The 26,733-nt window shown below is 60.0% G+C and carries 30 protein-coding genes and 1 pseudogene; 12 read left to right on the top strand and 19 right to left on the bottom strand.

The features are described from left to right. Positions 1 to 12 precede the first annotated feature (12 nt). Together FRT59_RS05560 and FRT59_RS05555 are read right to left on the bottom strand one after the other, a co-directional pair. Positions 13 to 1,677 carry a M10 family metallopeptidase C-terminal domain-containing protein gene (locus tag FRT59_RS05560; RefSeq protein WP_153870603.1) on the bottom strand — a complete coding sequence of 555 codons (1,665 nt, stop codon included), beginning with the start codon at positions 1,675 to 1,677 and terminating at the stop codon, positions 13 to 15. Between the two features lie 853 nt (positions 1,678 to 2,530). Beyond that, positions 2,531 to 3,076: a M10 family metallopeptidase C-terminal domain-containing protein gene (locus FRT59_RS05555; protein WP_153870602.1), complete on the bottom strand. Its 546-nt coding sequence runs from the start codon at positions 3,074 to 3,076 to the stop codon at positions 2,531 to 2,533. A 74-nt stretch (positions 3,077 to 3,150) separates the two neighbouring features. Between FRT59_RS05555 and FRT59_RS05550 the strand changes: the two genes are divergently transcribed. Beyond that, positions 3,151 to 3,795 (top strand): hypothetical protein, encoded by a 645-nt coding sequence (locus FRT59_RS05550; protein ID WP_153870601.1) that lies wholly within the window; start codon positions 3,151 to 3,153, stop codon positions 3,793 to 3,795. 935 nt (positions 3,796 to 4,730) lie between these two features. Here the strand turns inward: FRT59_RS05550 and phnN are convergent. The 12 genes and pseudogenes from phnN to ccmA form a co-directional block, all read right to left on the bottom strand. Further along, positions 4,731 to 5,318 carry a phosphonate metabolism protein/1,5-bisphosphokinase (PRPP-forming) PhnN gene (gene phnN / locus FRT59_RS05545; RefSeq protein ID WP_153870600.1) on the bottom strand — a complete coding sequence of 196 codons (588 nt, stop codon included), beginning with the start codon at positions 5,316 to 5,318 and terminating at the stop codon, positions 4,731 to 4,733. A gap of 55 nt (positions 5,319 to 5,373) precedes the next feature. Then, a pseudogene (locus FRT59_RS05540) lies at positions 5,374 to 5,508 on the bottom strand (alpha-D-ribose 1-methylphosphonate 5-triphosphate diphosphatase); the annotation flags it as partial. A gap of 436 nt (positions 5,509 to 5,944) precedes the next feature. Beyond that, positions 5,945 to 6,340 (bottom strand): hypothetical protein, encoded by a 396-nt coding sequence (locus tag FRT59_RS05535; RefSeq protein ID WP_153870599.1) that lies wholly within the window; start codon positions 6,338 to 6,340, stop codon positions 5,945 to 5,947. A 15-nt stretch (positions 6,341 to 6,355) separates the two neighbouring features. Continuing rightward, on the bottom strand, positions 6,356 to 7,540 hold the full coding sequence (gene ccmI / locus FRT59_RS05530) for a c-type cytochrome biogenesis protein CcmI (protein ID WP_153870598.1): 1,185 nt from the start codon (positions 7,538 to 7,540) through the stop codon (positions 6,356 to 6,358). Beyond that, positions 7,533 to 8,006 carry a cytochrome c-type biogenesis protein gene (locus tag FRT59_RS05525; RefSeq protein ID WP_122732673.1) on the bottom strand — a complete coding sequence of 158 codons (474 nt, stop codon included), beginning with the start codon at positions 8,004 to 8,006 and terminating at the stop codon, positions 7,533 to 7,535. Before FRT59_RS05525 ends, ccmI begins: the two co-directional genes overlap by 8 nt. Next, a complete protein-coding gene (locus FRT59_RS05520; RefSeq protein ID WP_057014552.1) occupies positions 8,003 to 8,539 on the bottom strand; it encodes a DsbE family thiol:disulfide interchange protein in 537 nt (178 codons plus the stop codon). The genes FRT59_RS05525 and FRT59_RS05520 overlap by 4 nt, the downstream gene beginning before the upstream one ends. After that, positions 8,536 to 10,524 (bottom strand): heme lyase CcmF/NrfE family subunit, encoded by a 1,989-nt coding sequence (locus FRT59_RS05515; protein ID WP_034118891.1) that lies wholly within the window; start codon positions 10,522 to 10,524, stop codon positions 8,536 to 8,538. The genes FRT59_RS05520 and FRT59_RS05515 overlap by 4 nt, the downstream gene beginning before the upstream one ends. Before the next feature lie 3 nt (positions 10,525 to 10,527). After that, complete coding sequence (gene ccmE, locus FRT59_RS05510; RefSeq protein ID WP_034118890.1) at positions 10,528 to 10,995, bottom strand: cytochrome c maturation protein CcmE; 468 nt, start codon at positions 10,993 to 10,995, stop codon at positions 10,528 to 10,530. Next, a complete protein-coding gene (ccmD, locus tag FRT59_RS05505) occupies positions 10,992 to 11,168 on the bottom strand; it encodes a heme exporter protein CcmD (RefSeq protein ID WP_153870597.1) in 177 nt (58 codons plus the stop codon). The genes ccmE and ccmD overlap by 4 nt, the downstream gene beginning before the upstream one ends. After that, on the bottom strand, positions 11,165 to 11,920 hold the full coding sequence (locus FRT59_RS05500) for a heme ABC transporter permease (RefSeq protein WP_153870596.1): 756 nt from the start codon (positions 11,918 to 11,920) through the stop codon (positions 11,165 to 11,167). Before FRT59_RS05500 ends, ccmD begins: the two co-directional genes overlap by 4 nt. 88 nt (positions 11,921 to 12,008) lie before the next feature. Continuing rightward, positions 12,009 to 12,677 (bottom strand): heme exporter protein CcmB, encoded by a 669-nt coding sequence (gene ccmB, locus FRT59_RS05495; RefSeq protein ID WP_003172769.1) that lies wholly within the window; start codon positions 12,675 to 12,677, stop codon positions 12,009 to 12,011. Continuing rightward, positions 12,674 to 13,309, bottom strand: coding sequence for a cytochrome c biogenesis heme-transporting ATPase CcmA (gene ccmA, locus FRT59_RS05490; protein WP_153870595.1), 636 nt, complete (start codon positions 13,307 to 13,309; stop codon positions 12,674 to 12,676). The genes ccmB and ccmA overlap by 4 nt, the downstream gene beginning before the upstream one ends. 200 nt (positions 13,310 to 13,509) lie before the next feature. On the opposite strand from ccmA, the gene fliK reads away from it, so the two are divergent. Together fliK and FRT59_RS05480 are read left to right on the top strand one after the other, a co-directional pair. Continuing rightward, the gene (fliK, locus tag FRT59_RS05485) at positions 13,510 to 15,087 is read left to right on the top strand and encodes a flagellar hook-length control protein FliK (protein ID WP_153870594.1); all 1,578 of its coding nucleotides are present in this window, start codon (positions 13,510 to 13,512) and stop codon (positions 15,085 to 15,087) included. Next, the gene (locus FRT59_RS05480; RefSeq protein ID WP_034118885.1) at positions 15,084 to 15,413 is read left to right on the top strand and encodes an EscU/YscU/HrcU family type III secretion system export apparatus switch protein; all 330 of its coding nucleotides are present in this window, start codon (positions 15,084 to 15,086) and stop codon (positions 15,411 to 15,413) included. The genes fliK and FRT59_RS05480 overlap by 4 nt, the downstream gene beginning before the upstream one ends. Positions 15,414 to 15,866: 453 nt before the next feature. Here the strand turns inward: FRT59_RS05480 and FRT59_RS05475 are convergent, their stop codons facing one another. Beyond that, positions 15,867 to 17,093 (bottom strand): molybdopterin molybdotransferase MoeA, encoded by a 1,227-nt coding sequence (locus tag FRT59_RS05475; RefSeq protein ID WP_198832845.1) that lies wholly within the window; start codon positions 17,091 to 17,093, stop codon positions 15,867 to 15,869. Beyond that, positions 17,077 to 17,616: a molybdenum cofactor biosynthesis protein B gene (gene moaB / locus FRT59_RS05470; protein WP_034118883.1), complete on the bottom strand. Its 540-nt coding sequence runs from the start codon at positions 17,614 to 17,616 to the stop codon at positions 17,077 to 17,079. Before moaB ends, FRT59_RS05475 begins: the two co-directional genes overlap by 17 nt. A gap of 76 nt (positions 17,617 to 17,692) precedes the next feature. Between moaB and mobA the strand changes: the two genes are divergently transcribed. Both mobA and FRT59_RS05460 read left to right on the top strand, forming a co-directional pair. Continuing rightward, positions 17,693 to 18,295, top strand: coding sequence for a molybdenum cofactor guanylyltransferase MobA (mobA, locus tag FRT59_RS05465; protein ID WP_153870593.1), 603 nt, complete (start codon positions 17,693 to 17,695; stop codon positions 18,293 to 18,295). A gap of 79 nt (positions 18,296 to 18,374) precedes the next feature. Further along, positions 18,375 to 18,596: a YgdI/YgdR family lipoprotein gene (locus FRT59_RS05460; RefSeq protein WP_005786486.1), complete on the top strand. Its 222-nt coding sequence runs from the start codon at positions 18,375 to 18,377 to the stop codon at positions 18,594 to 18,596. Between the two features lie 55 nt (positions 18,597 to 18,651). On the opposite strand, the gene FRT59_RS05455 is transcribed toward FRT59_RS05460, so the two are convergent. The 3 genes from FRT59_RS05455 to FRT59_RS05445 all read right to left on the bottom strand — a co-directional run bounded on the left by FRT59_RS05455 (position 18,652) and on the right by FRT59_RS05445 (position 20,526). Then, positions 18,652 to 19,542 (bottom strand): pseudouridine synthase, encoded by an 891-nt coding sequence (locus FRT59_RS05455; protein ID WP_153870592.1) that lies wholly within the window; start codon positions 19,540 to 19,542, stop codon positions 18,652 to 18,654. 337 nt (positions 19,543 to 19,879) lie between these two features. After that, the gene (locus FRT59_RS05450) at positions 19,880 to 20,215 is read right to left on the bottom strand and encodes a hypothetical protein (RefSeq protein ID WP_003189932.1); all 336 of its coding nucleotides are present in this window, start codon (positions 20,213 to 20,215) and stop codon (positions 19,880 to 19,882) included. A gap of 74 nt (positions 20,216 to 20,289) precedes the next feature. After that, positions 20,290 to 20,526 (bottom strand): glutaredoxin family protein, encoded by a 237-nt coding sequence (locus FRT59_RS05445; RefSeq protein ID WP_034118879.1) that lies wholly within the window; start codon positions 20,524 to 20,526, stop codon positions 20,290 to 20,292. A 154-nt stretch (positions 20,527 to 20,680) separates the two neighbouring features. Here FRT59_RS05445 and FRT59_RS05440 point away from each other — a divergent pair, with 154 nt between their 5' ends. From FRT59_RS05440 to FRT59_RS05410, 7 genes are all read left to right on the top strand, one after another. Next, entirely contained in the window at positions 20,681 to 22,417 is a 1,737-nt protein-coding gene (locus tag FRT59_RS05440; RefSeq protein ID WP_153870591.1) for a cation:proton antiporter, read from the top strand. Between the two features lie 325 nt (positions 22,418 to 22,742). Beyond that, positions 22,743 to 23,057 (top strand): ElaB/YgaM/YqjD family protein, encoded by a 315-nt coding sequence (locus tag FRT59_RS05435; RefSeq protein WP_034118877.1) that lies wholly within the window; start codon positions 22,743 to 22,745, stop codon positions 23,055 to 23,057. Positions 23,058 to 23,059: 2 nt separating this feature from the next. After that, positions 23,060 to 23,446 (top strand): phage holin family protein, encoded by a 387-nt coding sequence (locus FRT59_RS05430; RefSeq protein ID WP_034118876.1) that lies wholly within the window; start codon positions 23,060 to 23,062, stop codon positions 23,444 to 23,446. Further along, positions 23,443 to 23,784: a hypothetical protein gene (locus FRT59_RS05425; protein WP_153870590.1), complete on the top strand. Its 342-nt coding sequence runs from the start codon at positions 23,443 to 23,445 to the stop codon at positions 23,782 to 23,784. Before FRT59_RS05430 ends, FRT59_RS05425 begins: the two co-directional genes overlap by 4 nt. Positions 23,785 to 23,948: 164 nt before the next feature. Beyond that, positions 23,949 to 25,280, top strand: coding sequence for a deoxyguanosinetriphosphate triphosphohydrolase (locus FRT59_RS05420; protein ID WP_034118874.1), 1,332 nt, complete (start codon positions 23,949 to 23,951; stop codon positions 25,278 to 25,280). A 167-nt stretch (positions 25,281 to 25,447) separates the two neighbouring features. Beyond that, a complete protein-coding gene (locus FRT59_RS05415; RefSeq protein WP_153870589.1) occupies positions 25,448 to 25,849 on the top strand; it encodes a response regulator in 402 nt (133 codons plus the stop codon). A 249-nt stretch (positions 25,850 to 26,098) separates the two neighbouring features. After that, the gene (locus tag FRT59_RS05410) at positions 26,099 to 26,725 is read left to right on the top strand and encodes a response regulator transcription factor (protein WP_034118872.1); all 627 of its coding nucleotides are present in this window, start codon (positions 26,099 to 26,101) and stop codon (positions 26,723 to 26,725) included. Positions 26,726 to 26,733 lie beyond the last annotated feature (8 nt).

The raw sequence follows: 26,733 nt of genomic DNA, 5'->3' as shown, positions 1-26,733 counted from the left end.
TTGCGTGCGTAGTTAACTGTGAAAGGATCCACTCCAGGCGCGCGCTGTAAAAGCCCACTTATCAGAGGCGGACACCAGCGTTGCACGCCGCTGATCAGCGCCGGCCTCAAGGCCAGGCGTACTAACTTGGGGCCTGCGACCATTAGTAGCGTTTATCGAACATGGGACGGGTATCGGCACGCATGGCTCCGGTTCCGGTTCCGGCTCACAAGTGTCCGGTTCAGGATCACACGTGGCTGGGTTTGGTTTCGGCTCATGCGGGTCAGGACGTAGGTCCGGCTTCGGCTTTTCAGGTTCAGGGCTCGCATCGGGCTTTGGCTCTACCGAATCAGGCTCTACCGAAGGGCTATCACCGTAAAACACGTCAACGGCATTCATCCGGCCCATACTTTTTACTAATAGATCAGCCTTGCCATTTCCGCTCACGTCCAAGGCTAGACTCCCTTCGCGACTACTCTCGTCGTAGCTCAGTACGGCTTGACCAGGTTGACCGGTTAAACGCTCGACGAACGTCAGAGTCTTGATATTCGTCCCTTTCAGAAGCGCAGATACATCCAGGCGGTCCAAGCCGCTCTCAAAGTCCAGGATGACGTCAGGGTTATCCGGGGTGGAATCACTGGTACGGTCATAGACAAAAGTGTCTGCACCACCGCCGCCTTGCAACCTGTCTGCTCCGCCTCCGCCTGTCAGTCGGTTGGCGACATGGTTACCCACCAAAGTATCGTTCCCTGCGCCACCGATGGCGTTCTCCAGGGTTACACCCTTGGCAATGGAGACATTACCTTTTAACGCCCCCACATCTGAAAACGACTCGGCATTAAGGTTGATCTTCTGATTCTGGGAAAAACCAGAGAAGTCCAATGTATCGTCCCCACCACCGTCCCACACACAGAAAATAGGATTGTCATCGGCCGTTTTCAGACTCAGGGCGTCACGGTTCGTAGTGGAGTTGAACCCGTACGTCGTATCGGTTTTACGCGTGTTAGTGTTCGCCCCATATAGCCGCTGTACGGCAGCAATGTCATCCATCATCGGTGCAGAGGGATGCAACGAATTAAAGTTATGCCCCGGCTGATTCGTTTCTGAAAAATAGCTCATTACACTGCGAGCTCGGGTATCCCCGGCATACTCAGCGTGCGTACCATAGTCGCCAGAGCCATCATATTTACCCGGATGTTCCAACCCGATTGCATGACCTAATTCGTGAATCAGTACTTCGCGAAAAAAGCCGCCCTGCTTAGGGTTCGTGCCCGCATTCGCTGTGCCAATATTAGCGAATGAATTTCTCAGGTATTTATTCGGCAGTGACGCCACACCATGGCTGGTTCCTGGCATATCACCAATATCAATGTGCCCGTCGAGATTTCCTGCGTTTTCAGTGAACGTCACGTTGGCGACATCCTGCCAGGATTTCAACGCCTGCCTGGCCTGTTCTGCCTGCTGCGGTGTGAAACCCTTGGAGATCCGGAATGACAAGTCAATCTTTTGGTCGACATTACGGTCATGAAATCGGAAGTCACGGCGAGTGATTTGTTTTCCAGCCTGCTCAGTAGTGAGTACTGGTTTATTACTATTCAGGGTGTAGGGCGCACTCGGTCGTGCAGAACTTACAGCCCCCAGAGCAGCAAACTCCTTACCTTCGAATACATTAGTAGCGGGTGGCCCTGATAATCTCATACAACCTAAGTCCTCTTGCAAATAAACCCGAGACACCGAACTCCCGCTCCACACGAGCAATAGCATTTGTCGGCACCCCCTTAAGTTCGCACAGAGAAACTTGGTACGCCAGACACTAATCAATGCACTCCGACACACTCTAAAATCTCAAAATACTTTGGCACCACACTCGCAACCCGCCGAAACAACACTAAAAACCCACCCACTGACACAACAACCTCAACCAATTGATTCACATAGAAAAAATAAGAACTCACAGACCAAAAATCAATTTCGGTTGCAACGCATTACTCACAACCAGACAAAAATCCGAAACGCAACATCAACTCCACCCTCACGTACCCAACTCTCCACCCTACATCGCCATGTAGTTAAACAAGAGATCTCGGAGTATGCAGCGAACGAAAACACCCATTCCCCTCCCAGCTTATTAAAGCCACTCCGTCGTAACACGGTAACTTAATACACTGCCGTAACCGATCATTCTGACACAGGGAATACAGAGCTCTATGAAACAGGCACGCAACCGCCTGCCGTTCGCAGCAACAGAGTGAACAAGGTAATCCTGGGTTTGGTTGGAGCCAGCACGCGGGAGATATGATCAAGCCCTAGGGGCTTGATCGAAGTAAACGACAGAAACGAATGCGCGATGCCGCCGAGGCAGCAGCGCACACTAGGTTGACAAGCTTGTACGTGGGATCAAGCACGTAACAAGTCGGTCATTGCGTGACGAGGTAGCGATTTTATCGGCGTATCGCGATATGCGCCGCGCCACTCCCTGAACCGAGCCTTTGCAGGCGCGAAGTTGACGCAAAGCGTCAACTCACGGTCATCATCCAGGCGAGCGCTCTATTCAAGCCAAGCCCAGGACGTCATCAGGGCTGATCGGTCGAGTACTTTTTATAAGGAAATCACTTCTGCAGTTGCCCGACAGGTCGATCGCCAAAAAATAACGTCCGCTGTACATATTGTATTTAATGACCGTATCACCGGGCTTGCCCGTAAAGTCGGGAACGAAGTTCAGACTGGCCCCCGTAGCGTTAGCCAGGTTGCGTAAGTCAATCGTGTCCCAGCCGGTTTTGAAGTCAGTGAGTAGATCCGCCGCCGCAAAAGTAGAGTCCGCTACCGAGTTGTACTTGAAGACGTTGCGTCCCCCTGCACCTCTCAATGTGTCTGCACCTGCGCCCCCAACCAATACGTTATCGGCCTCGTTGCCAATGATTCGATCATTGCCGGAGCCGCCGATGGCGTTTTCGAAAACCGACGCTGGGCTGATGTAACTATTATTGTATTTTCCGCCGACACTTGAGTAAGTACCCGCCCCCAGGTTTATGACTTGGTTCTGCCTGAACCTGGAAAAATCAAATGTGTCGTTACCCTGCCCGCCCTCAACTTCCAATTGTGATTCGTCATGGGAGGGTGAACACGGCTCAAGCCTCGGCTGCGGTTCCGAGGATGGGGCAGGCTCTGGACATGGCTCTGGACATGGCTCCGGACATGGCTCCGGACATGGCTCTGGACATGGCTCCGGACGCGGCTCCGGACATGGCTCTGGACATGGCTCCGGACGCGGCTGCGGCTCAGGCTTCGGCTGTGGATAAGGCTCTGGTTGCGGTTGCGGTTGCGGATACGGCTCTGGCCTCGGCTGTGGCTGCGGATACGGCTCTGGCCTCGGCTGCGGGTGCGGATACGGCTCTGGCCTCGGCTGTGGCTGCGGATACGGCTCTGGCCTCGGTTGCGGCTGCGGATACGGCTCTGGCCTCGGCTGCGGTTGCGGATACGGCTCTGGCCTCGGTTGCGGCTGCGGATACGGCTCTGGCCTCGGCTGCGGTTGCGGATACGGCTCTGGCCTCGGTTGCGGATAAGGCCTCGGCCTCGGCTCCGGACGCGGCTCAGGTCTTGGCCGCGGTTGCGGATACGGCTCAGGTCTCGGCTGCGGTGCTGGACGCGGTTCAGGTCTCGGCCTCGGCCTCGGTGGTGGGCAGGGATTGGGTCTCGGCTGCGGTCGCGGAAATGGCTCAGGCATCGGCCTCGGAGGTGGGCAGGGATTGGGTCTCGGCTGTGGTCGCGGACATGGTTCAGGCATCGGCATTGGAGGTGGACACGGGTTGGGCGTGACCCACCCCCCGCAACGGCTGATTACCCGTTTGAATCCGTTGAAACTTTCCGCCAATAGGTAGACGGCCCCCCCGCCTTGAAACCCCTTGAACACTTTATCAACACTGTTGGAGGGCAGCCTACTTACGCTGCAGCTATAAGTTCCACTTTGTATCGGTTTATGGGGAGAATTTAATTCAAAGGCATTACGAGGGCGTTCGAAATACGTACTGTGACGGCCAGTCTGCATATTCAAGTTTTTCGTTTCACCCGGCCTGCTCAGGACAGTGAATCGCCCCGGGACACCGGAAAGACTATCAGTTGGAAAGCCCATATTGGAAACATTTACCTGCATCTTAAAATCCACCTATCCAAGTTGAAATAATTACAATAAATGTAGTCTGCCGAGGCCAAAGTCCGCCGTAAAACATATGAGCGCACGATCAAAGCGGCATTAAATTCCCACAGCCAAAAACGCCAGACAACATCTCATTTATTTCAACCTAAAACGTGACCCTATGTATATTCAGCGCGCATATACAAAGCCACCAACCACCTTTAATATGCTCCAGCTCCACTTATAAAATCGCCTGTAAAAACTGCCTACAGCATATATCCAGTCAATATTTAAATTTGCAGACCACGAAGAAATACCCAGACAACAGCGTGGCGCATGCCACCCCTATAAGATCAACTCATATAAAAATTCAAAACAAGCAGAAAACCAGTCAGCCTTGACTCTTTCTACGCACCGTGCCAACACCCACTTGAACACTAGGTAACACGGGTCAGGGAGTTGGGACATGAGCGTGACGACAAGTACCGCAAGCAACTTATAGTTTGATCAGAACCAAAACCGCGAGTCGTTGAAGACCAAAGGAGAGAGCTGGCTTACCACTGCGGGTCCGCCGGGCCAGGCACCGGGACTTGCCGCGCATCACCGGTGCCGAGCAGGGTCAGGCGCATACCGGGTGCCCGTGGTCCAGGCAGCACAGCAAGCGCTCTACGGTATGTTCCAGCGGGCCAGAGTTATCCAATAAAGAGATATCCATTACGAACAAGCCCGCGCCGTTACCCGTGATCAGTTCGGCAGTTAACCGCGCATTGCGCGCCAGGCGTTCCTCGATGTCCGCCAATGACTCACGCCCCCGTGCTATCAAGCGCTGGCGCAACACCGCTTGGTCCACCGTCAGCAGCAGCACCAGCAACGTCGGGTAACGCTCGCGGGTTCGCGCCAGGTGGGCACGGGAACCGTTGACCAGCACATCGTCCCCCGCCGCCAGCCAATCGTCGATCTCGCGAGGAATTCCATAGGACAAGCCATTGGCCTGCCAGCTCAAGGCAAACGCACCCTCGGCATCCATGGCCGCAAACTGCTGCGGGCTCACTCCTTGCGCGGCTTCACCCACCGCCTCCGCCGAACGCGTGATTACCCGGCGCACCATGCGGCAGCCACGCTCGATCAAGCGCGGGCGCGCGGCATCCAGCAGGCTGTCCTTGCCCGAACCCGATGGCCCGATGAGATAGATCAACCTGCCTGCCATCAAAACACCCTCTGCGCTTGTCCCCACACTTGTTCGGCAACCCTTCGCGGCGCCTGGCTTGCACCAGGCTGGCCGGGTAGTAGTCACTGGCAAGTATATCCAGCAATCCCGCGCCAGCCAGGCCGGAGGCGGCCACATTACCCGAGTGCGACCCACCGCGCACCACGTTCGGCGCGCCCATCAGGACTTTCATGTTCAGTTGCTGGCAACCGCCAAGCATGGCTGCGGTTGAGTTCAAACGACAGTAGGCGCGGGCGGTGTCAGCGCTATTACCTGCACATGACGGGCGGCGGGTGGTCGGGTGAAGGTTTAGTGAAAGGTGGGAAGTGGCTGTAGGACAGACCCTTGGTAGGTGATCGTTCCCACCTTCATATGGGAAGAAGCGTGATACCAGACTTTCCCTACGGCCAGTCATCCGCAATGCCCGCACTATGCCGAGCGAGCTGTACGCAGGAGGCCGTGCCCCAACCAGGTTTCCATCCCTGGTCGACCACCTGTGTACAGCTCGCCCTGTTTGATGCTGCGTGGTCATTGATGCGCGGTGATCTCCTGTGGGAGCTGGCTCCCACATTTGAACGCATTCCACGTCAAAAACAAAAAAGGCGACCTGTCCAGGTCGCCTTTTGTCATTGCGCGTACTGCTTGCTCAACCCCGGCGGCACGCCCTGCACGTCAGTTTCTTCCCATGGCCCGTTGGGGCTGATGGCGCGGCTCCAGCCGTTGCTCCAGCGGTAATAAGTGCGCTGACGGTAGAAGGTATCGGGCTGGTCGTCGAGCACGTAGACCTGCATCTTGCCGTCCCAGTGGCTGGCGGCGCCTGGCGGTGGGGCGAAGGTCGGCGATTTGGTCGGCAGTGGCTTGGGCGGCGGGGCCACCGGGCCGGACGGTTTGGTGCTCGGCTGGGTCGACGGGCCTGACGGTGGGATCGTCGGGCCGGTGGGTGCCGGAGGTGGGCGGTGGACCGCACAAGCGCTCAAGCCGAGTACCAGGCTGAGCAGGGTGATGCGTGCAAATGCGGTCATGGGCGTTTCCTCGATTTACTTATCCGGACTGTCGATGGTCAGCTGTTGCAACGCAGTGGTGCTGCTGGCCAGCGGTTGGCTGCGGCCGATCCATTCGCCAGCTGTCGGAACACCTGCCCGGGATATGCGCGCAACCAGTTGGACTTCGGGGAAGTTGGACAGTTTCAACTGCGGCATCATCGCGTCGGCATCGCCCAGTTCGACAGTGATGGGCAGTTCGGCGACGGTGACGCGCTTGGCCGCCAACGGTGCCGGTGGGCCAGAGACGGCACGGGCGAAGATGAACACGCTGTCGGTCGGCAAGGCTTTGGCTTTCGCCTCGGCGGACAAGTCCACACGCACGTTCATGACTGCCTTTTGCGCGACAGTACCGCCGCTCTCTTTAAGCTTCTCGGCAGCGCGGTCGATCCCGCCTTGCAGGGCAATACGAGAATTATCGGCTGGCGGCAGTTGCGCCAACAGACGGTTCCAGTAGTCGATCGCTTCCTGATAACGCTGGCCTTCAAAAGCAGCGATACCGAGCAGGCCGAGGCTGGTGACTTCCTTGGGATCGAGCTTCAAGGCTTCGTCGGTCAGCGCCTGCACCTTGGGCGACCACTGTTTGTTGTCGGCAAAGTACTGCGCCTGGGCCCACTGGCCGAGCAGTTCCGGCTGGCGCCCGGCCAACGCCACGGTGCGTTCAAAGACTTTGGCGGCATCGGCGGAACGGTCCTGGGCCATGTAGGCGCGACCCAGGAAGTACAGGCCTTCGGCCGAGTCCGGCTGCGCTGCTGCGGCACGTTCCAGGCGCTGAGTCATGTCGGCCATGGACACCGGCGGCTGGGAGAACTCACGGGTCAGTTCGACCTTGTCGCTCGCGCCGTAATGCAGGTACAGCGCAACGCCGAGGACCGGCACCAGAAACGCCGCCAAAAATGGCAGCGGTTTGCCCAGGCGCGATTCACGGGGCTTTTCCACGCCTTCGGTATCAGCGAGCAACTCACGGGCCGCTTCGGCGCGGCCGGTGTCCAGTTGTGCGGCGTTCAATACACCTTCGTCTTGCTGCACTTGCAGCTCGGCGACGCGTTCTTGATACAGCGCCACGTTCAGCGCGGTGCGATCCTCTTCACGCTGGGCGCGGCGGCCGCGCAGTACAGGGATCAACAGAAAACTCAGGGCAATCAGAAGCAGCAAGCCGGCTGCGAGCCAGAAATCAATCATCAGTCTTGGTGTCCAGCAATTGGTCGAGGCGTTTGCGCTCTTCAGGGGACAGCGCATCGGAACCATCAGTCGGCGCGGCGCGGCGACGGCGCACGATCACCGCCATCACCACGACGCCGGCCAGCAGCAGCCCGGCGGGGCCGAACCACAGCAGCGCGGTCTTGCCGGTGAGGGCCGGTTTGTAGCGCACGAAATCACCGTAGCGGTCGACCATGAAGTCGATGATCTGCTGGTCGTCCTTGCCCTCCCCCAGCATGCGGAAGATCTCTCTGCGCAGGTCGGTGGCGATGGGGGCGTTGGAATCGGCGATGTCCTGGTTCTGGCACTTGGGGCAGCGCAGTTCCTTGGTCAGGTCGCGGAAACGCTCGCGCTCGGCGTCGTTGGCGAATTCGTAGGTGTCGATGGCGGCGTGGGCCACACCGGCCAGGCCCAGGGCTAAAACGGCAGCGGTCAACCAACGCTTCATGGCTTGGCCTCATCGACCAGGGCCTGGTACTTGGCGGCCAGTTGCTCGCGCCACACCACTTCATCGATCACGCCGACGTATTTGTCGCGGATCACGCCCTTGGCGTCTATAAAGAAGGTTTCCGGTGCGCCGTACACGCCGAGGTTCAGGCCGAGGTTGCCGTCTTCATCGCGGATATCCAGCTGGTACGGGTTATGAAATTCCGCCAGCCACTTCAAGGCCGCCGCGTTGTCGTCCTTGTAGTTGATGCCGTAGATCACCACGCCCTTCTCGGCCAGCTTGTTCAACACCGGGTGTTCGACGCGGCAGGAGATGCACCAGGTGGCCCACACGTTGACCAGCGCCGGTTTGCCCTGCAAGTCGGCTTGGGTCAGGGTCTTGTCACCCTGCACCGTTGGCAGGTTGAACGCGGGGAACGGCTTGCCGATCATCGCCGAAGGCAACTCGGCCGGGTCCAGGTACAAGCCGCGATACAGGAACACCGCCACCAGCAAAAACAACGCCAGTGGCACCACCATCAACCAACGCTTCATACCGCCGCTCCTGAAAGGCCCAGTGCTTCACGCACCCGGCTCTTGACCTTGACCCGATAACGCCGGTCCAGCGCCGCGAGCAAACCACCAAAACCGGTGAGCAGGCCGCCGAACCAGATCCAGCGCACGAAGGGTTTGACATGCACGCGCACGGCCCAGGCGCCGTCGCCCAGGGGTTCACCGAGGGCCACATACAGGTCACGGGTGAAACCGGCGTCGATGCCGGCTTCGGTCATCATCGAACTCTGCACGGTGTAGAGGCGTTTTTCCGGGTGCAGCACGGCGATTTCCTTGCCGTTGCGCACGACGCGCACCGTGCCTTTGTCTGAGGTGAAGTTCGGTCCTTCGAAGTGCTTGGCGCCTTCGAAGATGAAGTGGTAACCGGCCAGGTCCATCGATTCACCCGGCGCCAGGCGCAGGTCGCGCTCGGCGCTGTTCTGGCTGGATAACACCACACCGAGGGCACACACCGCGATACCGATGTGGGCGATCTGCATGCCCCAGTAGCTGCGGGTCAGGGTTGGCAGGCCCTTGATCAAGCCTTTGTGGCGGGTCTTGTCGAAGATGTCGCGCACACCGGCCAGCAACACCCACGCGGCGAGCAGGAAGGTGGCGAGCACCGCCCAGTTGAAGTCGCCGTAGGCAATACCGGCGACCACGGCCAGCGCCACGCTGCCCAGTAGCACCGGAGCGAGCATGCCTACCAGCCACTTCACCGGGGTGTCTTTCCAGCGCACCAGCACACCGACCGCCATCACCACCATCAACAGGCCCATCAATGGGATGAACAACGCGTTGAAGTACGGCGGGCCCACGGACAGCTTGGCGCCGCTCAAGGCATCCAGCACCAGCGGGTAGAGAGTGCCAAGCAGGATCATCGACGCAGCCACCACCAGCACCAGGTTATTGCCCAGCAACAGGGTTTCCCGCGACCACAGGTTGAAACCGACCTGGCTCTTGACCACCGGGGCGCGCAGGGCGAACAGGGTCAGTGAGCCGCCGACCACAAACAGCAGGAAGATCAGGATGAATACGCCACGTTCCGGGTCGGACGCGAACGCATGCACCGACGTCAGTACGCCCGAACGCACCAGGAAGGTGCCGAGCAGGCTGAGGGAAAACGCCGCGATAGCGAGCAATACGGTCCAGCTCTTGAACACGCCGCGCTTTTCGGTGACCGCCAGGGAATGAATCAGTGCGGTGCCCACCAGCCAGGGCATGAAGGACGCATTTTCCACCGGGTCCCAGAACCACCAGCCGCCCCAGCCGAGTTCGTAATAGGCCCACCACGAACCCAAGGTGATACCGATACCCAGGAAGGCCCAGGCGACGATGGTCCACGGCCGCGACCAGCGCGCCCAGGCGGCATCGAGACGCCCGCCGAGCAAGGCGGCGATGGCAAACGCAAAGGCCACGGAGAAACCGACGTAGCCCATGTAGAGCATCGGCGGGTGCACGATCAGGCCGATGTCCTGCAACAGCGGGTTGAGGTCATGCCCGTCTGCCGGGATCTGCGGCAGCATGCGGCTGAACGGGTTCGAGGTCATGATCAGGAACAGCAGGAAGCCAATGCTGATCATGCCCATCACCGCCAGCACCCGCGCCAGCATCACTTGCGGCAGTTGCCGTGAGAACACCGATACGGCGAAGGTCCAGCCGCCGAGGATCAGCGCCCACAGCAGCAACGAACCTTCGTGGGCGCCCCACACGGCGCTGAACTTGTAATACCAGGGCAAGGCGCTGTTGGAGTTGTTCGCGACGTAGGCGACCGAAAAGTCGTCGGTCATGAAGGCGTAGGTCAGGCAACCAAAGGCGAACAACAGGAAGGCGAACTGCCCCCAGGCGGCCGGCTGCGCCAGGCTCATCCACAGGCGGTCGCCGCGCCAGGCGCCGAGCAAGGGCACCACGGCCTGGACCACGGCAAAGCACAGCGCGAGGATCATCGCCAGTTGGCCCAGCTCCGGAATAAACAGTGCGGACGTCATCACTTAGCCCTCCTTGGCAGGCTGTGGATTTGCGCCAGGCGCGGATTGGCCGCTGTCTTTCAAGGCTTTGGTGACCTCAGGCGGCATGTACTTCTCATCGTGCTTGGCCAGCACTTCGTCAGCCACCACCACGCCGTCGGCGTTGAGCTTGCCCAGGGCGACGATGCCCTGCCCTTCGCGGAACAGGTCCGGGAGGATGCCGCGATAAGTAATGGTCACGGATTTGCTGAAATCGGTGACCACGAAGGTCACGTCCAGGGAGTCGCCGGAACGCTTCAACGAGCCCTGCTCCACCATGCCGCCGGCGCGGATGCGCGTGTCCAGCGGGGCTTCGCCATTGGCGATCTGGGTCGGGGTGTAGAACAGGTTGATGTTCTCCCGCAGGGCGCTCATCGCCAGGCCCACGGCAATACTGACGCCGGCCAGGATGGCAAGGATGATCAACAGACGCTTTCTACGCAGCGGATTCACTTTTCGGACTCCCGGCGCAGACGTCGCGCCTCTTGTTGCAGGTAACGCTTGCGGGCCAGGATCGGCGCGGCAACGTTGAGGGCCAGCACCGCCAGGCAGATGCCATAGGCCGTCCAGACATACAGGCCGTGGTGGCCCATGGCGAGAAAATCACTGAAAGAAGCAAAGCTCATCCACGCGCTCCCAGGCTGGTTTGCACTTCGGCTTTTACCCAACTGGTGCGCGCTTCACGCTTGAGCACCTCAAGGCGCATGCGCAGCAGCAGCACCGCACCGAAGAAGCAGTAGAACCCCAGCACCATCAGCAGCAGCGGCGCCCACATTTCCACGGGCATTGCCGGTTTTTCGGTGAGGGTGAAGGTGGCGCCCTGGTGCAGGGTGTTCCACCACTCCACCGAGTATTTGATGATCGGGATATTGATCACGCCGACAATCGCCAGCACTGCGCAGGCCTTGGCGGCGCTATCGCGGTTGCTGATGGCGTTGCCCAGGGCAATCAGGCCGAAGTACAGGAACAGCAGGATCAGCATCGACGTCAGGCGTGCGTCCCACACCCACCACGAGCCCCAGGTCGGCTTGCCCCAGATCGCACCGGTGACCAGCGCCACCGCGGTCATCCACGCGCCGATGGGCGCGGCGCATTGCAGGGCCACGTCGGCCAGCTTCATCTTCCACACCAGGCCGACGATGCCGCACACCGCCAGCATCACGTAGCAGGATTGGGCCAGCATCGCGGCGGGAACATGGATGTAGATAATGCGAAAGCTGTTGCCTTGCTGGTAGTCCGGCGGCGCGAAGGCCAGGCCCCAGACCAGGCCGATGCCGATCAGCACTGCGGCGAAGAGGCTCAACCACGGCAGCAGCTTGCTACTGATGCCATAAAACCATTTGGGCGAGCCGAGCTTGTGAAACCAGGTCCAGTTCATTGCAGTTTCCATCACGGGTGCTTTTCGTCGTGGCGAAAAGCTCAGGGTCTTTACTGACTCAACGTCATTAACGCCGGGCCAGACCTCATTATTCACCGACGCTGATTTTCAGGCCGGCGGCTATAGCAAAGGGTGTCAGGGTTACCGCCAGGGCGGTCAGGCTACCAAGCCACAAGAGGTAACCGGTCGCCGGCATGCCCATGAGCGCGGCTTGCAAAGCGCCGCTGCCCAGGATCAACACCGGGATGTACAAAGGCAGAATCAGCAGGGCCAGCAACAGGCCACCGCGCTTCAACCCAACGGTCAGCGCCGCGCCCACCGCGCCCAGCAGGCTGAGGACCGGCGTGCCGAGCAACAGGCTCAGCAACAGGATCGGCAGGCATTCGCTGGGCAATCCCAACATCATTGCCAGCAGCGGCGAGAGCAAGACTAACGCCAAACCGGAAAAAGCCCAGTGTGCCAGCACCTTGGCCAGTACCAGAAGTGGCAGCGGGTGCGACGAAAGGACCCACTGCTCCAGGGAACCGTCTTCGAAATCACTGCGAAACAGCCCGTCCAGCGAGAGCAGGACCGATAAAAGCGCTGCGACCCACACCAGTCCTGGGGACAAGGTTTGCAACAGTTTAGTCTCCGGGCCGACCGCCAGCGGGAACAGCGCGATCACAATCGCGAAAAACACCAGCGGGTTGGCCAGTTCGGCCGGGCGGCGGCACAACAGCCGTGCCTCACGGGCCACCAACAGCGCGAACACACTCACAGCGACCACCGCCCCAGATCCAGCTCGCGATAACCCGCGGGCATGCGCGCCAGCGTGTGGTGGGTGGTAAGTACCACCAGGCCGCCTTTCTCGCAGTGCTGGGCCAGGTGTTCTTCGAGTTGGGCCACACCTTGTTTGTCGAGGGCGGTGAAGGGTTCGTCGAGAATCCACAGCGGCGCGCCGGGCAGGTACAAACGCGCCAGGGCCACGCGGCGCTGCTGGCCGGCGGACAGGGTATGGCAGGGAACGTCTTCAAAACCCTTGAGGCCCACCATGGCCAGGGCCTGCCAGATGGCGTCGCGGGAAGCGGGATGATGCAGGGCGCTGAGCCAACTGAGGTTCTCTTCCGCAGTGAGCACGTCCTTGATACCGGCGGCGTGGCCGATCCAGATCAGGTTGCGCGCCAGCTCGCTACGTTGTTCGTGCAAAGGCTTGCCGTTGAGCCGCACAGCACCGGCCGTCGGCTGCATCAAACCGGCCAGCAGGCGCAGCAAACTGGTCTTGCCGCTGCCGTTGGGCCCGCTGATCTGCACCATGTCGCCGCCCGCCAGCCGCAGTTCGAGTTGCTCGAACAACAGGCGCAGGTCGCGTTCACAGGCAAGCGCTACGGCTTCAAGAAGAGGGCTGGTCAAGAGATCGCGGGCCTTTACGGTTCAAGTCGGCGGTGCAGCGGCCGTTATAGAGAGATGCACAATAACGACTTTGGCGACCGATTTTAGAGAGCTGGATCAAATAGTTGTGAGGTTTTTACCGCTCTCTTTGCAGACGGGCGGCATTATACATGCGATGCCCTACTCTAAAGAGGGCAATTTCCCCAGAGACGACGCGCACGATGACCGGTGACATCAACCTTCCTCCGCTGCCTCCAACACCAGCGCCCAAGCCTGCCCAGTTGCCTGCGGCTGGCGAGCTACTAAAGCTCCTGGAGCCACAGGCCGGGTTGATTGGCGCCGGCAAAACCGTAAACGCCGAGGTCATCGCGCTGAAACAAGGCAGCGAGGCCTTTCAGTTGTTGCTCAAGTTGACCCTCGAGGGCGGCCGCCAGACCTTGGTGCAAGCCAGCAGCGCCCAGCCTTTGCCGTTGGGCAGCAATGTGGCGGTGAGCCAGACGCCTGCGGGCAACCTGGCCATTACCTTGCAGCAAGCCATGAGCGCCAACGTAGCCGCCCTCACCCGCCTCGATACCACACAAATGCCGGTGGGCACGCTGCTGCAAGCCAAGGTGCTGACCACGCAGATGCTGCCCCAGGGTACGGCGCAGCCGGCGATCTATCGCTCGCTGGTGAGCGTGCTCAATAACGCCCTGGCCGGTGCCACCCTGACGCTGGAAAGCCCTCAACCGTTACGGGTCGGCAGCTTGCTCAGCGCCGTGGTGCAGAACGCACAGACCCTGAGTTTTGTGCCATTGAGCGGGATGAAGGACCAACTGGCCGTCGCCCAGCAGCTTGCCACTCAGCAAAGTCGCCAAGGCTCACTGGATGCAGTGTTCACCGCCTTGCAAAACCTGCCCCGTGGCGACAGTACCTCCGCCGACCTGCGGGCGGCTGCCGAGCGTTTATTGGCGGCGTTGCCCGATTTGGCACAAGTGAGCAATCCCAAGGTGCTGGCGCAGGTCATCCAGAACAGCGGCGCCTTTTTGGAAGCCAAATTGCTCGCCGGGCAAAATCCACAGATCCCACCGCTGGATATGAAAGGCGCCCTGCTGCGCCTGGTCGCGGACCTGCTGCCCAGCCTGCCCACGAGTACCAACCTGAACGCCATCCTCGCCGCGAATACACTGGCCCAGGTGCTGCCGAACTTTGTCCGCAGCCCGTTGAACACCCTCGGCCAGGTCGGCGCCCGGCAGATACCCGCCGGCTTCCCGCTGCCAGAGCGACTGATGGCCAAACTCGAAGGTGAAGGCGACCTGGAAAACCTGCTGCGCCTGGCGGCCGGGGCGATCTCTCGTTTGCAGAGCCATCAACTGTCGAGCCTGGAACAGACCGGCACCACCGCCGACGGCCGCCTGCAAACCACCTGGCAGCTGGAAATCCCCCTGCGCACCTTGCAGGACATCGTGCCGTTGCAGGTAAAGTTCCAGCGCGAGGAACCGGCACCCGACAAGGAGCAACCCGAGCGCAGGGATAAAAAAGACCCGAAACAGATGCTCTGGCGCGTTGAACTGGCTTTCGATATGGAGCCGCTGGGGCCGTTGCAAGTCCAGGCGCAACTGACCCAGGGCAAACTGTCCAGCCAGTTGTGGGCGAGCCGCCCGTTCACGGCCAGCCTGATCGAAAGCCACTTGGGCAGCCTGCGCGAGCGCCTGGTGTCCTCCGGGCTTAACGTCGGCGACCTGGATTGCCACCTGGGCACCCCGCCACGCGGGCCAAAAACCGGACTGGAACAACGCTGGGTGGATGAGACCGCATGAAGAACGCCGCACCTCCCCGCCAGGCCATTGCCCTCAAGTACGACGGCCAACAGGCGCCCACCCTGGCCGCCAAGGGCGATGACGCCTTGGCCGAAGCCATCCTCAAGCTGGCGCGGGAAAACGAAGTACCGATCTATGAAAACGCCGAACTGGTGAAGCTGCTGGCGCGCATGGAGCTGGGGGACAGCATTCCGGAGGAGTTGTACCGCACGATTGCCGAGATCATTGCGTTTGCATGGACGTTGAAAGGCAAGTTCCCGGCGGGGTACGACCCGGATGCGGGGCCGGTGGAGCGGGATGTCACAGAGCGTGGGGATGATTACTGAGTAGGCACAGGCCCACGGATTCAAGCCTGCGTTCGGCCAGCGTGGTTTGACGGGGCGCTTGAGATCAAAAGCCACGTCAAAAGCAGAGCAAAAGCAGGTGGGAGGGGGCTTGCCCCCGATGGCGGTGGGTCAGTCACAGATGTGTTTACTGATACTCCCTCATCGGGAGCAAGCCCCCTCCCACATTTGCACCGAGTATCGCCAACCTGGATCGGTCGGCTGTCAGGCCGCCTTGCTGTGTTTTTGATATTGATCTCAGGCGCCCCGTTAAACCACGCTGGCCGGAATTCGATATTGATTTGGGGGGTAAACCGGCAGGGATGCCGGTTTAGCCGCCCAAATCCATGTCGGATTACGGGCACACCGAGCGTAGCAGCCTGTCGGACTTGAATTCATAATCTGGCATCAATAGTGGAAACGGAGGAGTTTCCCTCCCACATTTTCGATCTGTGTTCAGTTCAAGACTTCACTCAAGGGAATGAAATTGACCCGATCACCGATATCCAGCGTCGTGCCTTCCACCACCTCCACAAACCCTTCAGCCCACGCCGCACTGCGCAACACCCCGGAGCTCTGGTTGCGATAGATAATCGCCTTGCCCTGCTCAATACGCCCACGCAGATATTCGCGGCGGTTGCCCGGCTTGGGCCAGGCGAACCCTGCCGGCACGTCGAAACGCAGCGGCTGCACATCCACCACACCTTGGCGGCGCAGCAAATACGGGCGCGCCAACAGCGCAAAGGTCACCAGGGTCGAGGCCGGGTTACCTGGCAGGCCGATCACCGGCACGCCACGGAAATGCCCGAACGTCAGCGGCTTGCCCGGCTTGATCGCCAGTTTCCACAGCGCCAGCTCGCCCTCTTCACGCAAGGCAATGCCGAGGAAGTCCGCTTCGCCCACCGACACACCGCCGGTAGACAGGATCAGGTCGACGCTGCCCAGGCCCGCCAGGCGCGTGCGGGTCTGCTCCAGGTCATCCGGCAGAATCCCGGCATCGATCACTTCACAGCCCATGCGCGCCAGCCAGCTGCACAGCACGCGGCGGTTGCTGTTGTAGATCTGCCCCGGCCCCAGCGGCAACCCCGGCTCGATCAGCTCATCGCCAGTCGACAACACCGCCACCCGCACGCGGCGTACCACGTCGAGCCGATCACGCCCGAGGGACGCAGCCAGGCCCAGCTCGATAGGCCCCAGGCGGGTTCCGGCACTGAGTACGCATTCACCCACCGTCGTTTCCTGTCCTTGGGGGCGGATGTTGTCACCCACCTTCAACGGCTCGGTGAAACTCACACGCTGGTCGGTATGCACCACCGCGTTTTCCTGCATTTCCACGCAGTCCGCGCCTTGGGGCACCGGCGCGCCGGTGAAGATGCGTGCGCAGGTGCCCGCAGCCAAAGGCTCAGGCGCCTGACCCGCGAAAATGCGCTGGCTCACCACCAGCGGTTCGCCGGTCCAATCCGCCAGGCGCACGGCATAGCCATCCATGGCGCTGTTGGGCCAGGGTGGCAGGTCAAGCGTCGAGATCAGATCCTGGGCCAAGACCCGGCCGTCGCACTCAGCCAAGGGCAGTGCCTGCGGCTCGCGGATCGGCGCGGCTTCGGCCATGGCCAGCAAACGCTGCAAGGCCTCTTCCACCGGCATCAGTGCGCCGGTCTTGCCTGGCTTATCCACGGGATTCACAAGGCTCGGCCTGTTTCAGGTGCGGGACGAAGTTGCACGGGCGATGGCGGTTATCCAGTTGCTCGGCGAGGATGCCGTCCCAGCCCGTGCGCACGGCATTGGTGGAACCTGGCAGGCAGCACACCAGCGTGCCATTGGCCAGGCCGGCCAGGGCGCGGGATTGCACGGTGGAGGTGCCGATATCGGCCACGGAGATCTGGCGGAACAGCTCGCCAAAACCGTCGACCTGTTTGTCGAGCAGGCAGCTCACAGCTTCAGGGGTGCTGTCGCGACCGGTGAAGCCGGTGCCGCCGGTGATCAACACCACTTGCACCACGTCTTCGGCGATCCAGTGGGCAACCTGGGCGCGGATCTTGTAGAGGTCGTCCTTGAGCAGCACCCGCTCGGCAAGGTTGTGGCCAGCGGCAACCAGGCGGTCGACGAAGACCTGGCCGGAGGTGTCGGTGTCCAGGGTGCGGGTGTCGCTGACGGTCAATACAGCAATATTCAGGGGTACGAAGGGCGCATCGGCCTTGGCTTTCATGGCACGGTCCGGTTGTCGAAGGAACAGCCCGATGTTATATCACAGGCCCCTCTTTACCTGCCGCAGCGGAACCGCCATGTCTCTTGAATCTTCACCTTTGCCTTGTTCGATCCTGTTGTTGGCCGGTGGTCGCGGCCAACGCATGGGTGGCCAGGACAAAGGGTTGCTGGAATGGCAGGGCCAGCCCTTGATCGCGCACCTGCAACGGCTGGCCCGGCCGCTTACAGATGACCTGATCATCTCGTGCAATCGCAACCATGAGTGCTATGCGCCCTATGCCGACCAACTGGTGAGCGATGACAACCTGGACTTCCCCGGCCCGCTTGCCGGGATACGCGCGGGATTGCTCGCCGCACGCCATGAGCGTCTGCTGATCCTGCCGTGCGATGTGCCACAAATTGATGAGCGACTGCTTGCCGATTTACGTGGGACCGCCCAACGAAATCCGCAGTTGCCGGTCATGGTGCGCCAAGGCGAGTTCTGGGAACCCTTGCTGTGCATCATCCCGACCCGCCTGAAAGCCCAGGTGGAACAGGCCTGGCAAGCGGGTGAGCGCAGCCCGCGCAAGATCTTGCTGCAACTGGGGGGTGTAGCCCTGCAATGCCCGGCCAATGACCCGCGCCTGGCCAATCTTAATACGCCCGAGCTGTTGCACCCACGGGCTGGCGTGTCAGAATGAGCCTTGCACAAGGAACTTTGCCGACGTCCCATACGTCACAAGGTCAGCAATTTAAAAGTATTCTCTCGGAGACAAACTCATGACTCAACGGACCATCGCCGCTCTCATGCTTGCACTGGGCCTCGCCACCCTCGCCGGTTGCGCCTCGCCAACAGTGATCACCCTGAATGACGGTCGCGAAATCCAGGCTGTCGACACCCCGAAATTTGACGAAGATTCGGGTTTCTACGAATTCCAACAGCTTGACGGCAAGCGCACCCGCATCAACAAAGATCAGGTTCGCACCGTTAAAGACCTGTAAGCCTTTACGCTTGCACACAAGGCCCGCCTAGCGCGGGCCTTGTTGTTTCTGGTGTTTACCAGTCAAGGGTGATCTGGCTGCGAAAACTGCGTTCTTCACCGCTCACCGGGTCAATAAACCGTACGCCCTGGGCCAGCAACTTGAGCGGGTTAGCGTAGTCATCCTCGGCGTCCTTGATCACCTCGGGGTAAAACGGGTCATTGCAGATGCTCGCGCCGAGCGCAGTCATGTGCACGCGCAGCTGGTGTTTCTTACCCGTCACCGGGAACAGGCCATAGCGCCATAAATCGCCGTTCTTCTCTCGCACTTGCACGGCCGTTTCGGTGTTGCTGGTACCCGGCCCTTCCCGCATGCGAAAGAACGGCTCGCCATCCACCAGGCGACTTTTGTGCACCAGCGGAAAGGTCAGGTTCTGCAGGGCCGGGGCGATGGCTTCGTAAAATTTGTCGATACGCCGCGTAGGAAACAGCTGCTGGTACGCCGAGCGGCTTTGCGGGTTGGCCGAGAACAGCACCAGCCCCGCCGTATGCCGGTCGATGCGGTGCAGAGGCACCAGGGCGGGGTTGTCCAAGTGCCGGATCAGGCGCCGTAACAGTGTTTGCTCGACGTACTCGCCAGCGGGCGTGACCGGCAGGAAGTGCGGCTTGTCCGCCACTACCAAATGCTCATCGGCGTACAGGATGGTTTCCTGCGCCGGGATCACTTTCTCGTTGGGCACTTCGCGAAAGTAATAGATGCACAAGCCTTCCTTGTAGGCGAGATCCAGGCTGATCGGGCTGCCATTGATATCCAGCACTCGCCCCCGGGCAATACGGTCCAACCACTGTTCACGGCCGATGGCCGGGAAGTGCTCGCACAGGCAATCGAGCACCGTTGCCCAAGGACCGGGGGGCAGGTACAACGTGCTGGCTTGGTGCTGGGAGGGGGAAAAACCGGAACTGGACATGCAGATGCTCAAAGCCTGGGAAACAGGCGGGCATTATCCCGCATGGCGCGCGATTGCCTAGGGGGCGTTCTCAGTTAGTTTCCCCACCGCGCCGGGTCTGCTGCTGTGCAGGGCAAGGCGCGAGAAGAGTGGTTTGGTCATTCCAAATAAGCTTCGAGCAACGCAGCCCTGCACAGCAGCAGGCCCGGCCCTTCGGGTTGTGCCTTAAAGCGGGCCATGCTGCGTTGCAGGCCTTGGAAAGGGAACAACCATTCCCAGCGGCCTGCGCCTTGCCTGGCCCGCTTTAAGGCGACAACGCGGTGGGGAAACTAACTGAGAACGCCCCCTAGGGCCTATCTCAAGCCTTGGCCAATTGCGCCCGCAGGACCGGCGAAGCGCTCGCGGCCTCGGTGAACTCCTTGAGCCAGCGCAATACGTCCACCGCTTCCCAACGGCCCGGATCATACAGCGCGTAGAGCAAGCCCTGATAACCCACCACATCCAGTTGCTTGTGATAACCGGCGCGCTGGAACAGCGCCTCGATTTCTGCAAAGCAGGTGTTGAAATGCACCTTGTTAAACGGCGTCTTGCCTTCCGTGACCAGGCCATCGAGGCGCAGCTCGTTCACCGCGTCGCGCACGACATCGGCGGACATGCGATTGACGCTGCTTTTCAATTGTTCAACATTCACCACGGGCGTTCCCTCTATTCAATCGCTGTACGAATATACAGTAACGTAATATTTGGAAACCCGCCATCGCATAAATATCAGCGCAGGAAGGCGACAACCTGATCAGCGTCGAATGGCCAATCCAGTTCCGCCCCCGTGTCCACCCGCCGCAGCACCGGAATCCTTAGGCCGTAGGCGTCGGTCAGGTCTTCTGGATCGGTGATATCGATCAACTCCACCATCAGACCATGTTCGACCAACGGCATGAGGACCTTTTCCGCGACTTCACAAAGATGGCAACCCAGGGTGCCGAACAACTGGCATTCAGGAGGCATGACGAAAGAACCCGGTCAGTAAACAGGCCACCATTCTAAACCCGCTCGCCACATGAAATCCCATCTCCCACAAAACACCTGACCCAGATCACCATGGCCTATAACTGATTCAGCGATTCTCGCGGCTTTTTTGCCCGCTCACCCTGCAACGGAGATGCCTGTGTTTGCCAACCTGCTGATCATTCTGGCCTCATCCCTGGTGGTGATTGCGCTGTTTCGCCGGCTGCAACTGCCGCCCGTGCTGGGTTACCTGTGCGTGGGCCTGGCGGTGGGCCCGACGGCCCTGGACTGGGTGAACGACAACGAAGACCTGCCAGATCTGGCCGAGATGGGCGTGGTGTTCCTGCTATTTTCCCTGGGCCTGGAATTTTCCCTGTCGAAAATGTTCGCCCTGCGCCGCGTGGTCTTTGGCCTGGGCAGTTTGCAGGTGCTGGGCTGCGGGGCGCTGCTGGGCGGCCTATTGATGGGCTTTGGCCTGGCGCCGGGCATCGCGCTGTTGCTTGGCGCAGGGTTGGCGTTGTCTTCCACTGCCATCGTCAGCAAGGAGTTGACCAGCCTCGGTGAGATCTTCAGCAGCCACGGCCAGAATGCGATTGGCGTACTGCTGTTCCAGGACGTGGTGGCGGTATTGCTGCTGACGCTGGTACCCGTGTTTGCCGGCAGCAGCGACCAGGCCTGGTACTGGGCGCTGCCGCTGACCCTGGGCAAGACCGTGGTGTTGTTCGTGGGCCTGTTGTTCGCCAGCCGCTGGTTACTGCCGCGGCTGTTCCATGAAGTCGCCGCGTCCCATTCGGCGGAGTTGTTTGTCTTGCTGGCGCTGGTGATTGTGTTGCTTACCGCCTGGCTCACCCACCTGCTCGGCCTGTCCCCTGCCCTTGGCGCGTTCCTGGCCGGCATGTTGCTGGGCGAAAGTCATTACCGCCACCAGATCGAAGCGGATATCCGGCCGTTTCGCGACATCCTGCTGGGGCTGTTTTTTGTCAGCATTGGGATGTTGATCGACCTGCAGTTGTTCGTCAGCCACAGCCTGTTGATCCTTGGCCTGACCCTCACGCTGATGCTGGTCAAAGGCTGCGTGGTCGCCGTGCTCGTCAAGCTGCGTGGCAGCGACATTGAAACCGCCTGGCGCAGCGGCCTGGCCCTGGCCCAGGGTGGCGAGTTCTGTTTTGCGTTGATGGCGCAGATGCAGCAGAGCCGGCTGATTCCGGATGAGTTCAACGGCCTGCTGCTGGCTGCCACGTTCTGTTCGATGCTGTTGACGCCGTTGCTGTTGCGCGCCGCGCCGGCCATTGCCCTGCGCCTGCACCGCAAGCCAAACCAGCAGGTACAACTGGAGCAAATCACCGCGCTCAACGCCCAACTGCATGGGCACGCGGTGATTTGCGGTTATGGCCGGGTGGGCCAGTCCATCGGGCGTTTTTTACGCCGGGAACACCAGGCGTTCATCGCCCTGGATGACGACCCGGAACGGGTAGAGGAAGCCGCCACCGAGGACAGCAGCGTGCATTACGGCGACTGCCGCCGTGGCGCCTTACTGAGTGCCGTTGGCCTGGAGCGGGCGAGGTTGGTGGTGATCGCAGTGGACAACAGCGATGTGGCCCTGGTGGTGCTCAAAGAGGCGCGGCGGATCAATCCTGAGGTGCCGATCCTGGTGCGCACCCGCGATGACAGCCAGTTGGCTGAGCTCAAGGCCGCGGGCGCCAGCGAAGTGGTGCCCGAGTTGCTGGAGTCAAGCCTGATGCTCGCTTCCCACGCGCTGATCCTGCTGGGCCTGCCGGAGCAACAGGTGCAAGCGCGGGTCGATGAAGTGCGACAGAACCGCTATCGCCTGCTGCACGGTTTTTACTCGCACCCGAACGCTCAGGAAGAAGCGCCGATCAATCCTGACTGACCGCACCGATCTTTTGGATCGACAGGTCCGCACCGTAATACTCCTCTTGCTGGCTCAGGCGCAGCCCGCCCTTCTTCAGAGGACGTGAACCGCTTTAGCGCAGCGATCAACACAACGGGCCGTTACCGACAGGGTTTTTCCGCGAGTTTGAGTTATTTAGGGTAAGGTTTTTCAAGGCTCGCGCCTCGACCGCCCGGATTCAGCACAGGCCCCGGGCCTGCGCACCAAGGCAATACAAAAGCTGTACCACACAATTGCAATGAACCTTCAGCGAACCGCGCGACTCGAAACCACACGTACAGATCAGCCACACACGGAGATAACCATGGCCGGTAAAACAGCAAAAACTGCGCAAGAGATACTGATGGCGGATTTTCAAGCCCTGGTCAGTGACACCGAAAGGTTGCTGGACGACACCGCTGTGCTGGCCGGCGACCAGGCAGACGAGCTGCGCACCAAGATCCACGAGAGCCTGCTCAAGGCTCGCGAGACCTTGCAATTGACCGAAGACTCGCTGCGTGAGCGCGGCCAGGCAGCCATTACTGCCACTGAAGACTACGTACAAGCAAACCCTTGGCAGTCGGTCGGTATTGCTGCTGGCGTGGGCTTTTTGATCGGCCTGCTGGCTACAAGGCGCTAATCATGTCTATCGGCGAAACCGGCTCGTCCACGAGCTCTAGCTCTACCTCCCGACGTCTGGGTGCGGCCGTGTTGGGCTTGCTGCACAGCCACGTCGAGTTGTTTGGCATTGAATTGCAGGAACAGAAGTCACGCACCGTCAGCCTGCTGCTGTTTGCCGGCCTGGCGTTGGTGTTTGCCCTACTGTTGTTGGTGGGGTTATCGGCCCTGGTAATGATCCTGGTGTGGGATACCTACCGCCTGACCGGTATCATCAGCCTGTGCGTTTTTTATGTCCTGGCCGCAGCATTCTGCGGGCTGCGCTTGAAAGCGGCGATATTCGATGAGTCCACGCCCTTCCACGCCACGCTCGAAGAGCTGGCCAACGACCGGGAGCGCCTGCTGCCATGAGCATGACCGAGATCCCGCAAAACACCTCCCGCCGGGAAATGCGCAAGGCGTTGATCCGCCTGCGCATGGAAATGCACCGCCAGGAAATCCGTCATGAGTCCCAGCAACTGATGGCGCCGCTGCAAAAAATGCGCAATATGCGCCATAACTGGCAAGACAGCCTGGGCATCAAGCACGCGCCGCTGTGGGGCGTGGCGGCGGTGACGCTGATGGGTTTCTTTACCGGCAAGGGCGCCAAGGGCGGCAGTATCAGCAGCGTGACGCGCCTGGTACGGCTGGGAGCCGGTTTGATCCCGCTGATCAAGTTGGCGATGCAAGGCGCTTCGCGCAAAAGCTGACCCCGGGAGTCAATGACCGTAATGACCAGATAATTCCTGGTTGTTGCGGTTTTTTGCGCTGCCTGTTAATTCATAAGGACGCGGCCGACCGCTGGATTCGCTTGCTCCGCCAAGGCTGAACCGGGAAGCTGGAACTGTCATTCACCGTACGGAGAGTACCCGCCTTGGATTGGCCCACCCTGCTGACCCGCGAACGTCTTGGTAAGCCCCTGCACAGCCCGGAAGAACTGGGCCGCAGCCCATTCCATAAAGACCACGACCGCATTATCTTCTCCGGCGCGTTCCGGCGCCTGGGGCGCAAGACCCAAGTGCATCCGGTATCGAGCAACGACCATATCCACACGCGCCTGACGCACTCGCTGGAAGTCAGTTGCGTTGGGCGCTCTCTTGGCATGCGCGTGGGCGAAACCCTGCGCAGCGCCCTGCCCGACTGGTGCGATCCAAGCGATTTGGGCATGGTGGTGCAATCGGCCTGCCTGGCCCATGACATCGGCAACCCTCCGTTCGGGCACTCCGGCGAAGATGCCATTCGCCACTGGTTCCAACAGGCTGCCGGACGCGGCTGGCTGGACGACATGAGCAGCGCTGAACGCAATGATTTCCTCAACTTCGAAGGCAATGCCCAGGGCTTTCGGGTGCTGACCCAGCTCGAATACCATCAGTTCGACGGCGGCACGCGGCTGACCTACGCGACCTTGGGCACTTATCTCAAGTACCCCTGGACCGCCCGCCACGCCGACTCGCTGGGCTACAAGAAACACAAGTTCGGCTGTTACCAGAGCGAGTTGCCGATTCTTGAGCAGATCGCCCACAAGCTCGGCCTGCCTCAGTTGGAGGAGCAACGCTGGGCCCGTCATCCGCTCGTGTACCTGATGGAGGCGGCCGATGACATCTGCTACGCGCTGATCGACCTGGAAGACGGCCTGGAAATGGACTTGCTGGGATACGCCGAAGTCGAGTCGCTGCTGCTCGACCTGGTGGGCGATGACCTGCCGCAGACGTACCGGCAATTGGGTCCGCTGGACTCGCGGCGGCGCAAGCTGGCGATCCTGCGCGGCAAAGCCATCGAGCACCTGACCAATGCGGCGGCGCGAGCATTTGTTGAACAGCAGGACGCCCTGCTCGCCGGCACGCTGCCTGGTGACCTGGTCGAGCACATGCACGGCCCGGCAAAACGCTGTGTGCTGGATGCGAAGGACATGGCACGCAATAAAATCTTCCAGGACAAGCGCAAGACCCTGCATGAAATCGGTGCCTACACCACGTTGGAAATCCTCCTGAACGCATTCTGCGGCGCGGCCCTGGAGCAACATGGCGGGCGCACGCCGTCGTTCAAGAACCGCCGCATTCTCGACTTGCTGGGCAATAGCGCACCGGATCCGGCCTGGCCGTTGCACGCCTCGTTCCTGCGGATGATCGACTTCATCGCCGGCATGACCGACAGCTACGCTACCGAAATGGCCCGTGAAATGACCGGGCGCTCCAGCCCTCAATAACGACTCGATCAAGCCACCTGTTCCCTGAAGCGAATAGCCCTACGATGGGAACAGAGCGGCCTGATCGAATTCGTACAAGCACCCGAAGAATAATCACGCACGCTCCTAACAGACCAACCGAGCAATTCCTACTCCCCCATCGACGCTTGCCTCACTGTGTACTCTCTATGCCCAGATACTCTCTTCGTATTCTTTTGGTGGAGGATCACCCTTTTCAACTCCTGGCCACCCAATGTTTGCTCAAAAGCTTCGGCTTCCACCAACTGACGCCAGTGGAAAACGCCGAGCAGGCCATACGTACAATGAGCCAGTCCGAATTTCCCTTCGACCTGATGCTATGTGATCAGTGCCTGCCTGACCTGCCCGGACTTGAACTCGTGGACATCGCCAGTCGCCAGCGCTTCATAACCAACGCCATTCTGTTAAGCGGGTTACCCAGCAGGGAACTGGTCAACCTGACGAAACAAGCCTTGCAACGACGCCTTCCACTCCTTGGCTATTTATCAAAACCTTTGAACAGAGATGAGCTTGAAAAGTTAATCCGATTAACTGTTAACCCATTTATGTAGGATTTTAAACATTACCTTCAACGAAAAACGCTACGAGGCCCGCCATAAATTCCCAGGCTTCGCTTCTTGCCACTATCGCCTTCAAACCCTTCACACGCCCTGTCACGATTACCTAACAACTTGTAGGCCGATACCTTATTAAACGTAGGAACTTTCCTGTTTTGCATCTACTCCTCGTGAGCTCCATGCTGCGCCCTCACCTTCTGAGCTAATGTGCCCGCTTTATTTGTATCTGCACGGAATGTGATTATGAACTCAGTTTTTATTATCGATGACCACCCAGTTATCCGGCTTGCCATTCGAATGTTGTTGGAGCACGAAGGTTACAAAGTGGTAGGCGAAACAGACAATGGGTGTGATGCCATACAGATGGTCCGCGAATGCCTTCCAGACCTGGTGATTCTGGACATCAGCATCCCGAAACTTGACGGACTCGAGGTGCTCTGCCGATTCAACGCCATGAACACCTCCATGAAAACCCTGGTGCTCACGGCCCAATGCCCCACTCTGTTTGCCACGCGGTGCATGCGCTCGGGGGCCGAAGGCTATGTGTGCAAGGAGGGCGACCTGAGCGAGTTGCTGAGCGCCATCCGCGCAGTCCTGTCCGGCTACAACTACTTCCCCAGCCAGGCCTTGATTGGTCCCGGAACGGAAGGCATGGACGTGCAAGAGCTGGAACTATTCAAAACAGTCAACGACCGGGAGCTGATGGTCTTGCAACTTTTTGCACAAGGGCGCACTAACAAGGAGATAGCCAAAGGCATGTTTTTAAGCAACAAAACGGTCAGCACTTATAAAAAGCGGCTAATGCAGAAACTCAAAGCCAAATCCTTGGTAGAACTCATCGAGATGGCAAAACGAAACGCGTTAGTGTGAGAAAGCGG

Source organism: Pseudomonas haemolytica (assembly GCF_009659625.1).
Taxonomy (GTDB): domain Bacteria; phylum Pseudomonadota; class Gammaproteobacteria; order Pseudomonadales; family Pseudomonadaceae; genus Aquipseudomonas; species Aquipseudomonas haemolytica.
The sequence above is the reverse complement of the archived record's forward strand: the minus strand, read 5'-3'. Positions and strand labels throughout refer to the sequence as shown.